This window comes from Desulfogranum aggregans, assembly GCF_055398265.1.
Map to the genome: position 1 here is coordinate 2,878,788 of NZ_AP042447.1, position 12,265 is coordinate 2,891,052.

General features: G+C 55.5%; 11 protein-coding genes and 2 tRNA genes. 10 read left to right on the forward strand and 3 right to left on the reverse strand.

Going from position 1 to position 12,265, the window contains the following annotated elements:
* Positions 1 to 163: 163 nt before the first annotated feature.
* The 3 genes from ACZ52Z_RS12640 to ACZ52Z_RS12650 all read right to left on the reverse strand — a co-directional run bounded on the left by ACZ52Z_RS12640 (position 164) and on the right by ACZ52Z_RS12650 (position 1,240).
* Entirely contained in the window at positions 164 to 673 is a 510-nt protein-coding gene (locus tag ACZ52Z_RS12640; protein WP_464267142.1) for a ferritin family protein, read from the reverse strand.
* Positions 674 to 1,070: 397 nt separating this feature from the next.
* Positions 1,071 to 1,148: transfer RNA gene (locus ACZ52Z_RS12645), tRNA-Glu, on the reverse strand.
* A 16-nt stretch (positions 1,149 to 1,164) separates the two neighbouring features.
* Positions 1,165 to 1,240, reverse strand: a tRNA-Lys gene (locus ACZ52Z_RS12650).
* A 216-nt stretch (positions 1,241 to 1,456) separates the two neighbouring features.
* Here ACZ52Z_RS12650 and rdgC point away from each other — a divergent pair.
* The 10 genes from rdgC (at position 1,457) to ACZ52Z_RS12700 (ending at position 12,237) form a co-directional block, all read left to right on the forward strand.
* Positions 1,457 to 2,062 carry a recombination-associated protein RdgC gene (rdgC, locus tag ACZ52Z_RS12655; protein ID WP_464267143.1) on the forward strand — a complete coding sequence of 202 codons (606 nt, stop codon included), beginning with the start codon at positions 1,457 to 1,459 and terminating at the stop codon, positions 2,060 to 2,062.
* A 35-nt stretch (positions 2,063 to 2,097) separates the two neighbouring features.
* A complete protein-coding gene (locus tag ACZ52Z_RS12660) occupies positions 2,098 to 4,128 on the forward strand; it encodes a tetratricopeptide repeat protein (protein ID WP_464267144.1) in 2,031 nt (676 codons plus the stop codon).
* A 65-nt stretch (positions 4,129 to 4,193) separates the two neighbouring features.
* Positions 4,194 to 4,733: a hypothetical protein gene (locus tag ACZ52Z_RS12665; protein ID WP_464267145.1), complete on the forward strand. Its 540-nt coding sequence runs from the start codon at positions 4,194 to 4,196 to the stop codon at positions 4,731 to 4,733.
* Between the two features lie 17 nt (positions 4,734 to 4,750).
* Positions 4,751 to 6,181, forward strand: coding sequence for an Asp-tRNA(Asn)/Glu-tRNA(Gln) amidotransferase subunit GatB (gene gatB, locus ACZ52Z_RS12670; RefSeq protein WP_464267146.1), 1,431 nt, complete (start codon positions 4,751 to 4,753; stop codon positions 6,179 to 6,181).
* Between the two features lie 22 nt (positions 6,182 to 6,203).
* Positions 6,204 to 6,941 carry a RadC family protein gene (gene radC, locus ACZ52Z_RS12675; RefSeq protein WP_464267147.1) on the forward strand — a complete coding sequence of 246 codons (738 nt, stop codon included), beginning with the start codon at positions 6,204 to 6,206 and terminating at the stop codon, positions 6,939 to 6,941.
* Between the two features lies 1 nt (position 6,942).
* Positions 6,943 to 8,091, forward strand: coding sequence for a radical SAM family heme chaperone HemW (gene hemW, locus ACZ52Z_RS12680; RefSeq protein WP_464267148.1), 1,149 nt, complete (start codon positions 6,943 to 6,945; stop codon positions 8,089 to 8,091).
* A gap of 236 nt (positions 8,092 to 8,327) precedes the next feature.
* On the forward strand, positions 8,328 to 9,164 hold the full coding sequence (locus tag ACZ52Z_RS12685) for an MBL fold metallo-hydrolase (protein WP_464267149.1): 837 nt from the start codon (positions 8,328 to 8,330) through the stop codon (positions 9,162 to 9,164).
* A 256-nt stretch (positions 9,165 to 9,420) separates the two neighbouring features.
* Complete coding sequence (locus ACZ52Z_RS12690; RefSeq protein ID WP_464267150.1) at positions 9,421 to 11,040, forward strand: fumarate hydratase; 1,620 nt, start codon at positions 9,421 to 9,423, stop codon at positions 11,038 to 11,040.
* Positions 11,041 to 11,118: 78 nt separating this feature from the next.
* Positions 11,119 to 11,811, forward strand: coding sequence for an LOG family protein (locus tag ACZ52Z_RS12695; RefSeq protein WP_464267151.1), 693 nt, complete (start codon positions 11,119 to 11,121; stop codon positions 11,809 to 11,811).
* A gap of 51 nt (positions 11,812 to 11,862) precedes the next feature.
* Positions 11,863 to 12,237: a PilZ domain-containing protein gene (locus ACZ52Z_RS12700; protein ID WP_464267152.1), complete on the forward strand. Its 375-nt coding sequence runs from the start codon at positions 11,863 to 11,865 to the stop codon at positions 12,235 to 12,237.
* Positions 12,238 to 12,265 lie beyond the last annotated feature (28 nt).

Sequence of the window (12,265 nt, forward strand, 5' to 3'; positions counted from 1 at the left end):
CACTTTCTATATTGAGCCCAAACAGTTGATAGTATAAACAAAAAATATACAACGCAATTTACATTCTCATTTTTCCTTTACCATTAAAAGTATCCCTTTCGGCTTAAGCATCCACTAAAATGACGGCGCCAACCCGACTGCCTGTAACAGCCGCACGTTTACCTCAGGATTCCTCTGTATATAGCCCCTGGGCCTCCTCGCCTTCGTCATTCAAGGGCTGTAACAGGTTTTCCAGTTGCTTTACATGGCCTTGCTCTTCTGAGATAATCTTATCGAGCTGTTTTGAGGCTTCTTCGTTGTCAAGAAACCCGCGCAGGAACTCGTAGAACATTACTGTATCCTCTTCGAACGCACGGCATTGGGCGAGAACACTGCTGAGTTGTTCGGCACTGCTTAACGATTGCTGTTCAAGCGAAAAAGTGCGACTCCTGATCATCTCCTCCAGCAACCCCTTCCCCATTGCCTCCATCAGCTCCTGTTCTTCAGTTTTTTCGCCCAGTTTAATCTCAAGCGCCTCAAACCAGAGCAGGTGCCGTTGTTCTTCATCAGCGATCCAGTGCAGCAGATCTGCAACCTGCTCATTTACCGCCTCTTTGGCTGCGGCCCGGTATGTTTCCTCGCCGTTACGTTCGATCTGTATGGCAATGTTGCGTATATCCACATCTGTAAACATATTTACCCTCTGAATGCAAAGTGAGTGTCTTTATGGCTAACGCCATATACTCGTTCCTGAATGTATTATGACCGAATGGCACCCTGCCACAAATAGGGGGTGAAAAAAATCCGTGACGCATAGCACTCCCTTATCAGGTGCCACGCTTACTGCTGTTGCTGCAATACTCCCTCTTTGAACCACACATCGAAGTTCTTCACCGGGACAGCACGGATTGATGATGGTAGAGTACCGACGTCGCTATAACGTTTGCTAAAGCGCTGCAGTGGACTGATATTGTATCAAAAAAAAGAGATAAGGGGAATTGATTACTCCCAAGACATGTCGGCTTGCAGTGGTGGAATAGACAGGAAAAAGAAACGGGCACTCAGCATACTCGCTCAGTGCCCGTTATATATGGCGTCCCCAAGGGGATTCGAACCCCTGTTGCCGGCGTGAAAGGCCGGTGTCCTGGACCTGACTAGACGATGGGGACAGGCAAGACATTATGTTGGTGGGTCGTGCGCGGCTCGAACGCGCGACTCTCTGCTTAAAAGGCAGATACTCTACCGGCTGAGTTAACGACCCCCCGTTTGGAGGCCCAGTTTTTACATGTTTTCCCCTTGGGTGTCAATAGAAAAAAGACATTGCTGTTTCTTTTTTTTACCTTTCCGCTTACACCCCATTCCTGCCTTTTTTCTAAATCCCTTGTTCCACCAGTACAGGTTTGCTACTATTGAACGGAGAGCCTGACAATCAGGCTCAACAATCTGATACGTCAATAGAAAAGGATTACAAAAGGTTATGGGATTACTCTCCGGCGCTGCCTCGTTCACCCGTTTTTCCGTTGAAGGCGAGCTGCCTGAACATTTTTGGGATTTCGTTGCCGAAAGGGTGGCTGCAAACAGTTTTCAGGATATCGACGATACTCTGGACGAATATTCCATCGGCTGGGTCTCTGTTGCTGATATGTTTGACGCTTCCTTTGCCTACAGCTCCTATGCAGCAGGTGACTATGTGGTGCTCACCATGCGCACTGATGAGCGCAAGGTCTCTCCGGCAGTGCTGAAAAAGTATACCATGAAGGAAGAGGCACGCATTAAACAGGAAAAAGAACTTCCCCGGCTCAGCAGAGCAGTACGGTTGGAAATTAAAGAGCGGGTCCGGGCCGAGCTTATTCGCAAATCCGCTCCTATCCCGGCCACCTACGACCTGTGCTGGAACCTCTCTGAAAATACTGTCCTGTTTTTTACCACCAGCAAAAAGGCCATTGCCCTGCTTGAAGACCTGTTTAAAGAGACCTTTCACCTGTCGCTCATGCTCCAAATCCCCTGGCTGACTGGCCTGCAAATGATCGAAGATGATGCCATTGCAGATTATGAAGCCATGCGCCCGGCAATCCTACTGTAGCGACTTTATCCCCACCAGACCGCAGCGGAGACATCATGAACAGCATTATACTTGCAGTTATCGGCATCATTGTCCTGTGTGTTGCCATCCTGTTGGTGAAAAAAATATCCGGCAGCAAGCAGCAGGGACCGCCGACCGAGCAGCCGGTCCCTGCGGAAGAGAAACAGCCGCTGGATCAAACAGTAACCGAAGCGCAGCCGGAGGAGCCGGAAGGCTCGGCTGCGCCTGCTGAGGAAGAGAAGCAGCCCGAACAGCCGGAACTCGTCACTGCGCTTGAAGAGGATGTCCTGGAATCAGCAGCTGCGGCAGAGGTGCCAGAGCCACTGATAAGCGCCAAAGATGTACCCGCAGCTGATACCGCCGAGACTGAAGTAGAACACCTGCAAGAGGCCGAGCCTGCTGCTGAGGAATCGGCAGGCACACCCCCGACTGCAGTGGAAGAACCGCTCGTTGAACAGCCCGCAGAGGCCATCATCCAGGAGGACGCTGGCGAAGAAGCAGAACTTCCTGTTGCCGAAGTGGAGGAGGCACCATCCCTCGAGCCCTCCCCTGCAGCTGAAACGATAGTCGAGGAAACGGAAACCGACGAGCCGGTTGCCACGTCTGTCGTAGAAGAAGAAGCTCCTGCCGTGCACCTGAAGGACGCAGCCCCGATTGCAGCGGAAGAACCGACCGTTGAAGAGCCCATAGAGGCCATCATCCCGGAGGATGCTGGCGAAGAAGCAGAACCTCCTGTTGCCGAAGTGGAGGAGGAGGCGCCGCCTCTTGAAGCAGCACCTGCAGCCCTAGCAGACCATGAGGTTGATAAAGACGAGGTCGCAGCGCAGGTTGCCGTAGAAGGGATAAAACTGACCCTTGCCCAATACGCTGAACGCCTCAACGAGCAAGAGCAACAGCAGCGTGAAGCGCTGCAACAGGCCATCGCCGACCAGCAGGATCGGCAGCGCGATAGACTGCAGCGCGAGCTGGTGGTCATGAACGAAAAAATCGCCCTGCTCGATGCGAGCTACGAAGAAGAGATAGCGTGTTACCAGGCAACCCTGCAGGCCCTTGAAGAGGTGGAAGGAGAGTGTGCCCCGGAGGCCCTCGCCAAGGCCAGAAAAGAACTGCAAGCCGGCAACCCTGAGCCGGCGGAAACCCTCCTGGCGGATCTCGGCCAGCGTCCGGGCCCCGCACAAGGAAGCGGCGCCTACTATAGCGGCCGCCTCGCTGAAGGAAGGTTTGACCTCTCCCTGGCTTTACAGCGTTACCAGAAAGCCCTGGAAAACGATCCGACAAATGCCGACTACCTCAAAGCTGCAGGCATGGCCGCCCGCAGGCTGTTCAAATATGACCAGGCTGTTCAATGGCTGGAACAGTATGTTGCCGCCTGCTCAGGCAACGAGCAGATCAGCCCGGTGGAGCTGGCTGAGGCCAAACGTGAACTTGCCTACACCTATGTGACCAGTGGTCGGCATTCCAAGGCAGGCCCCCTGTATAAAGAAGCGATGACCAGCTTTGCCAAACATCTGGGTCAAAACAGCGAGGAAATGGCCATCAGCTGGTTCCAGATAGGTGAGTTGCAGGAGAGCCTCGGGGAGTATGAAAAAGCGGTTGGGCTCTATAAAAAAGCCCTGGCCATCCTGGAGGCGTGTCTCGGCCCCGACCATCCGGGGCTCATGGATGTGCTGGACAAACTGGCAGCCCTATGCATGGAGCTGGAGATGGAAAAGGAAGCCGTGCCACTCTATGAACGGCTGGTGGCGATCCGTCAACAACATCTCCGACCTGACCATCCTCAGCTGGCCATAAGCCTCAACAATCTCGCAGAGTCCTACAGGCTGCAGCGCCTGTATGCCGAGGCTGAGGCCTGCTACCTCCAGTCCCTTGACATTGCCGAACAGACCCAGGGAAAAAATCACCCCAGCGTCGGTGCTATCCTTCAGGAGTTGGCCAAGCTATGCTCCAGCCAGCGCAAAGGCGAAGAGGCGGAAGCCTATCAGGCCAGAGCCACGGCTATTTTCGAACAGGCAGTAGCCGCAGAGGAACAACGCTCGAAAAATACTTCTCTTTCGCTGGATTTATGAGTACTGTCGGGGGTCTTTTTTCCCTCTTTCTCGTCTGACCACCGTTAACAATGGAATAACGCACAATGGATCTTGTTGATCTGATACAGGAAAAACGCTTTCTCGGCCAGGAGTTTCTCGCCTGGCTCTGGTATAAGTCCGAGGAGCGCGGCGGTACCGTCGAGGTACCGGCCGTGGGCGACATACTCGTTGTCTTTGAAAAACACATGCTCCTTGAATACGGCGAGGGAGAGGCCAATGAAAAGGTCATCTGCCGAGGACTTCAGACAGAACTCAAGGAAGCCAGAGAAGGATTGCGGCTCGCCAAAAAACCCGAGCAGGCACGCTTACGCATCGCCCGCGGCGAGCACGAGTACGGCGTTACCCTTGCAGCAGGGGTGATGGAATTTCGCAATGTCCGTCTGCCCAAAACCGCTGGCGCCGACGATGACAACGATCCGGACAGCCTGGAAGGACAGGTGCTTGAACGGATCGCCCTTTTTGAAGAACTGATCTACCTGGTCAACGAACTCTATCGCATGTTCATCACCCTCCGGGTGGACGAGAACCGGTGGAATGATGAACTGGTGCAGATACGGCGTTGGGTGGCTGAGGGATTAACTTAAATAACAGCAGGCATCACATGGAATTTGAAACTGTAATCGGGCTGGAAGTCCACGCCCAGATGAAAACCAAAAGCAAGATCTTCTGCGGCTGCTCAACGGAATTCGGCGCACCGCCCAATACCCATACCTGCCCGGTTTGCCTGGGTATGCCCGGTTCCCTGCCCGTGCTCAACAAACAGGTGGTTGAATCGGCAATCAAGCTCGCCCTGTCAACCAACTCTACCCTGAACCAGACCAACATTTTTGCCCGGAAAAATTATTTTTATCCAGACCTGCCCAAGGGGTACCAGATCTCGCAATTTGAGCTGCCCATCGCCGAACACGGCAGTCTGGAGATCGACACCGACGGCGAGCTGAAAACCATCGGCATCACCCGTATCCACATGGAGGAGGATGCTGGCAAGCTGGTACATGACGAAAACGAACCAGTGAGCCATGTCGACCTCAACCGTACCGGCACCCCGCTGCTGGAAATCGTCAGCGAGCCAGATCTTCGCTCACCGGAAGAAGCGGCCGCCTACCTGAAAAAACTGCACGCCATTGTCCGTTACCTGGACATCTGCGACGGCAACATGCAGGAAGGCAGCTTTCGCTGTGATGCCAATATATCGCTGCGCCCAGTGGGCCAGGAAGCCTTCGGCACCCGCACCGAACTCAAAAACATGAACTCGTTTCGCAACGTTCAGCTTGCCTTGGAATACGAGGTGCGCAGGCAGCGGGACATCCTCCTGGATGGTGGTGAGGTCATCCAGCAGACCCTGTTGTGGGATCCGGACCATGGGAAAACCGAAACCATGCGGGGCAAGGAAGAAGCCCACGACTACCGCTATTTTCCGGATCCGGATCTGGTGCCGGTGGTGGTCGATCAAGAGTGGATCGAGCGCGTACGCAGCAACCTGCCTGAACTTCCGGATGCCAAGCGTCAGCGATTCGTCGAGGAACTGGAACTCAACGATTACGATGCCGGCATCCTGACAAGCTCCAGGGAGCTGGCAGACTTCTTCGAAGCGGCGCTTGCCAAATATACGCATGCCAAAAAACTGGCCAACTTTATCGGCACTGAACTCCTGCGCGAATACAGCCCCGAACAGATCGGCAGCTGCCCTGTCGCACCGGAACAGCTCGCCCGCCTGCTGAACCTGATCGAAGAGGGCACCATCTCGGGCAAGATTGCCAAAACCGTTTTTGGCGAGATGCTGGAAAACGGCGGCAATCCGGACGATATCGTCAAGGAAAAAGGGCTGGTACAGATGAGTGATGCCGGGGAGCTCCAGGCCCTGGTTCAGGAGATCATCGCAGCCAACCCGGCCCAGGCTCAGCAGTTTCGTGATGGCAAAACCAAGGTGCTCGGCTTTTTTGTCGGGCAGCTGATGCAGCGCACCAAGGGTAAAGCCAATCCACAGATGGCCAACAAGCTCTTCCAGGAAGAACTCAACAAGGAGGGGTAACCGGGCACCCGGTGCCGGGGCGGTGGACAAGGAGCATTGGCAACACAAAGGCCGGGGTCACCGGCAACGGTTACGGGACAAATTCCTCGACCAGGGGATTGCGGCCTTTTCGGACAGCGAAATCATTGAACTGTTGCTCAGCTTCGGCACTCCGCGGTCTGACTGCAAAGAGCCGGCCCGCAGGGCGCTTGAGCAATTCGGCTCCCTGCCTGCTGTCCTGGATGCGCCTGCAGCAAAGTTGCAGGAAATAAAAGGACTGGGTCCGAAAAACATCTTTGCCCTCAACTTTATCCAGGCCGTGGCGCGGCGCTATCTGCGCCATCGACTGGAAGGCAAGCACTATATCACCTCCTCGAGCGAGGTGGCTGATTACCTGGTCCACTCCATGCGGGGACTGAAGCGGGAAGTCCTGACCGTGGTCTTTCTGGATGCCGCCCATGCGGTGATCGACACCCAGGTTGTCGCAGAGGGTACAGTGAGCGTGAACACGGTCTACCCGAGGGAGCTGGTCACCCTTGCCCTCGAACACAATGCCAGCGCTCTGGTCATCGCTCACAATCACCCCTCCGGCAGTCTGCAGCCTTCGCCCCAGGATCGGCAGCTGACAAAATCCCTTCACCTGGTCTGCTCATTCATGCACATGCGTCTGCTCGACCATATCATCGTCGGCGATGGCGAGCAGGTCTACAGCTTTGCCGACCAGGGGCTCATGGAGGAAATACGAGCCCAATGCAGCGGGCTCCTGGAACAGCTCAGGTAAGATGGACCAGATCGGCCCCGGAATATACCTGCATGTGCCTTTCTGCCTCAGCAAATGCCGCTATTGCAGCTTCTACTCGTGCACCGATGCCCCGACGCTGATCCCCCCCTACCTTCAGGCTGCAGGCCGCGCTATTGAGCGGCTCGGACAACAACCGCCGTGGGACGCCCAGCGCTTTTCCACCATCTTCTTTGGCGGCGGCACCCCGTCTCTTCTGCCCCCATCCCTGCTCACAGGCCTGCTGAGCCAGCTTCGCCAGCGCTTCGCCTATGTCGAGGGCCCAGAAGAAATCTCCATTGAGGTCAATCCGGCCACCATTGATCTCCATGGGCTGACCGCCCTGCTTGATGCCGGCTTCAACCGACTCTCCATCGGCATTCAATGCCTGGATGAGCAGCAGCTTATCCAGCTCGGCCGCCCCCATAACGCCCGTCAGGCCCTGACCACCTTTGCTGCGGCCAGAAAAGCCGGCTTTACCAACATCAGCATCGACCTCATGTATGGTCTGCCCGGCCAGACGCCTGAACAATGGAATCATGATCTTGACCGGGTGCTTGCTCTTGCCCCGGAACACCTCTCCATCTATGAGCTCACCATGGAGCCGGGCACCCCCATGGCGAAGAGCGTGCAGCAGGGGCGGCTAGCCCTCCCCGATGAAGAGGCAGTCCTGGAGATGATGGCTCGAACCCGGGAGACCACGGCCGCAGGAGGGTGGGAGCAGTATGAGATTTCCAACTTTGCTCGCCCGGGGCATCGCTGTCGGCATAACCTCAATTACTGGCATAACGGTACCTACCTGGGCATCGGCCCGGCAGCAGTTTCGGCATGGGAGGGAACAAGATGGCACACCCCCGCTGATCTGCAGGGCTTCATTACTCAGGTGATGAGGGACGGCTCTCCACCTGTGGAAGTGGAGACCCTTGACCGGGAGGCCTACTTTCGGGAGACGGTGATGATTGGCCTGCGTCTTACTGCAGGCATTGACCTGGAGGCACTGCACCACCGGTTCGGAATTGATGCTGTGGTCTATTACGGGGCAACCCTGGACCGGTTATGCCGACAGGGACTGCTCGTCTGCGAGCATGATCGCCTCAGACTGAGCACCCGCGGCCTGCCCCTGGCAAACCGGGTGATGGCCGAGCTGGTCTGATCGGCCTGTTCGCCCATACCCCCAGCTGCCACCACGCCCCTCACCCGGGAAATTTTCCCGGCACGCCTCACCACTTTTCCCATGCTCTCTACTGCAATACAGGGTACTCTCCTTTTTGAATCAGTGACGACTTGGCTAGCCTGCACCGTCATTGAACGCTCACTGATTTAGGTCCTCTACAGACCTTGAGCAGCTCAGACTAAACACTTTTCCTCAAACCGGAGGAGGACAGACAGATGCAATGTGAATGTACGGTCATATGTGAAAATTCGGTAGCCGGTTCCAAAGGGTTTATCGGCGAGCACGGGTGGGCGGTGCATGTGCAGGCAGGGGACAGCACCATTCTGTTTGACACCGGCCAGGGACTTGGCCTGGTCCATAACAGCAAGCTCCTGGGTATCGATCTCAAGGATATCGATGCTATCGTCATCAGCCACGGGCATTATGATCACACCTCAGGACTGCCTGATGTGCTGCACCTCACCGGGCACAAAAATGTCTACCTCCACCCGGACTGCTTCACCAACCGTTACTGGCTCAAAGACGACGAGTGCAGGGAAATCGGTATCCGCTATAAGAAGGCGTACCTGGAATCACTCGGCGCCTGCTTTGTCCCGGTCACCCAGGTCGAAGAGATTGCCGACAACGTTTTTGTTACCGGCGAGATCCCCCGCATTTCCTCATTCGAGCCACCCGACCCCTTCATGAAGGTACGCTCCACAAACGGAGAATGGCAGCAGGACGAGCTGCGAGACGACCAGTCCCTGGTCATCCGCAGTGACGCGGGCCTGGTTGTCGTTCTCGGTTGCGCCCATGCAGGGCTGATCAACACCCTTCAGCATGTCAGCACCCGTTTTCCCGGCGAGGAAATCCATACGGTCTTCGGCGGCACCCACCTGGGGTTTGCCGGGCCGGAACAGTTCGAGGCCACTGTCAAGGCGCTTGATGATTTTCATATCCAGAAAATCGGCGTCTCCCACTGCACCGGTCTCGAGAATGCGGCACGCCTGCACCATCTGTTGGGTGAACGATTTTTCTTCTCTTCCGTGGGGTGCCGATTCACCATTCCCTGACAGATACATGAATAGCCATTCACCTCCATTCCATGGTTATTCCAGGAAAAATTAACTTTCTGTTTCCATTCGCTTGCCTTTGCCGGGAGAGCGGAGTAAAAAAGGATGGCTGTGGATCTCCGAGGTATTCTCCCGGTCCGGCCGGCTAGGATACTCCGAGGTCAGGTGTATTCGAAAAAGGGGGTGAACCTTTTTGAATAGTCCGGCGCTCACAGGTCGCCGGTTCCATTTGATTCAATGACAAAGGAGTAGCATCATGGCAGAATTTGTGTATCAGGATCCTTTTCCACTGGGAAAAGATGAGACAACCTACCGAAAGCTTGAAGGTTCGGAGCAGTATGTTTCTGTGGACGAGTTCAACGGCGAGAAGGTGCTGAAAGTTGCACCGGAAGCCATCAAAGAACTTTCCAATGCCGCTATGCGCGAAGTATCCTTCTTGCTCCGCCCAGCTCACAATGAAAGCGTTGCCAAGATTTTCAGCGATCCCCAGGCCTCTGACAACGATAAAGAAGTAGCCCTGGCCATGCTGCGCAATGCGGAAGTGGCATCCGACTTTGTGCTCCCCATCTGCCAGGATACCGGTACCGCCTGCGTTGTCGCCAAGAAGGGACAGAACGTATGGACAGGATGCAACGATGCCGAGCAAATCTCCGCCGGTGTCTATACCACCTATACCGAAGAAAACCTGCGTTACTCCCAGAACGCTCCGCTCAATATGTACGATGAGGTCAACACCAAGACCAATCTACCGGCACAGATCGACATCTACGCCACTGAAGGCGATCATTATAAATTCCTCTTTCTGGCCAAGGGCGGCGGTTCGGCTAATAAAACCTACCTCTTCCAGGAGACCAAGGCCCTGCTCAATCCGGGAACCCTGAAAAATTTCCTCGTAGAAAAGATGAAAACCCTGGGAACGGCAGCCTGTCCTCCGTATCACATCGCCTTTGTTATCGGCGGTACCAGTGCAGAGACCAACCTGAAAACCGTCAAGCTCGCCTCTGCCAAGTACCTGGACGCCCTGCCGACCAGCGGCAATGAGTATGGACGCGCATTCCGTGATCTGGAGCTGGAAGCAGAACTGCTTGCAGCGGCTCAGGAACTTGGCCTGGGCGCCCAGTTCGGCGGTAAATACTTTGCCCATGACATCCGCGTTGTCCGCATGCCGCGCCACGGAGCCTCCTGCCCGGTGGGTATGGGCGTCTCCTGCTCTGCTGACCGCAACATCAAGGCCAAAATCAACAAAGACGGCCTGTGGCTGGAGCAGATGGACACCAACCCCGGTCGCCTGATCCCCGAGGAATTCCGCAATCGTGATGCCTCCAATGTGGTCAAGATAGATCTCAACCAGCCCATGGAAAAAGTGCTGGCAGAGCTCACCAAGCACCCGGTCGCCACCCCGCTGGCTCTGACCGGCACCATTATTGTCGGCCGGGATATTGCCCATGCCAAGTGGAAAGAGCTGCTTGACAGCGGACAGCCGCTGCCCGAATACCTGAAGCATCATCCTGTGTACTATGCAGGACCGGCAAAAACCCCTGAAGGCAAGCCTTCCGGTTCTTTCGGTCCCACCACTGCCGGCCGCATGGACTCCTATGTGGATCTTCTCCAGAGCAAGGGCGGAGCAATGGTGATGATAGCCAAAGGCAACCGCTCCCAGCAGGTAACCGATGCCTGTAAACAGCACGGCGGTTTCTATCTCGGCTCCATTGGCGGCCCTGCAGCCCTGCTGGCTGAGGAGAACATCAAGAAGGTCGAATGCCTTGATTATCCGGAACTGGGCATGGAGGCCGTGTGGAAGATCGATGTCGTGGACTTCCCTGCCTTTATCCTGGTCGACGACAAAGGAAATGACTTCTTTGACGGATTGATATAACAGCACCTCCCCTTCAATTTATGCAACCAACCGATTCCGGCAGATACGTCTGCCGGAATCGGTTCCCATCAGATGCTCATGGATGACCTGAAAACTTCAGAGGCCTGGCGAATTTTCCGGATACAGGCCGAACTCATAGACGGTATCGAGACCCTCAATGACATCGGCCAGGGAGTTTCAATTTTCGGCGGTGCCCGGTTCAAGGAAGACTCTGCCTACTACCAGGCAGCGCAGACAACCGCCTCCCTGTTGGCAGGCAAAGGGCTGACGATCATAACCGGCGGCGGCCCGGGTATCATGGAGGCGGCCAATCGCGGCTGCAGTGAGGCCGGTGGCAAATCCATCGGGTTGAACATAGCCCTGCCCCGTGAACAGCATCCCAACCCCTACCAGAATGTCAGCCTGACCTTCCGCTATTTCTTTGTGCGAAAACTGATGTTTGTGCGGTATGCGATGGCCTACCTCATCTTTCCCGGCGGGTTCGGCACCATGGACGAGTTTTTTGAATCCCTGACCTTGATGCAAACCGCCAAAATCAGAAGATTTCCCATCGTTCTATACGGCAGCAGCTACTGGCAAGGACTGACCTCCTGGGTAAAACAGGAGATGATCGCCAACGGCTGTATAGCTCCGGAAGATATGGAACTCTTCCAGGTTGTCGATCGCCCGGAGGATGCCGTCAGAGCAATCGAACGCTTCCTGGAGGAGCAGCAGCGAAGCAGCGCCGAGCAACAGCAGCGCCGAGCAAGCGATGACGTTGAGCACAGCTGAACATCGATACTGCCCGCCTACCATCAACCTTTGTGCACGTGAGGACAGCTGATGGCACCTGAAAAAAGAAAATTTTCCCGTATACCGCTTGCCTTTGAGCTGACCATCCTTCTCAATGATGGTGCGTCCTATACGGTTGACCATGTGGAGAACGTCAGTATCGGCGGCTGCCTGGTATCGCTCCAGCCTGAATTTGCCCATCAGCAGGAATGTAGCGTGCGCATTGCCCTTGGCGGTGAGCAGGACTCGGGCCCGATCATAGACATTCGCGGCCAGATCGTCCGCCACAACGACCGACAGGTTGCCATCCAATTCACCCGGATTGATCCGGACAGTCTCTTCCATCTCCAGAACCTTATCCGCTACAACGCCCCTGATCCTGACCGGGTGGACGACGAGATTCAGGATCATAAAGGGTTGCGCTGACTGATTTTCCGCCTTTTCGCCCTGTCCA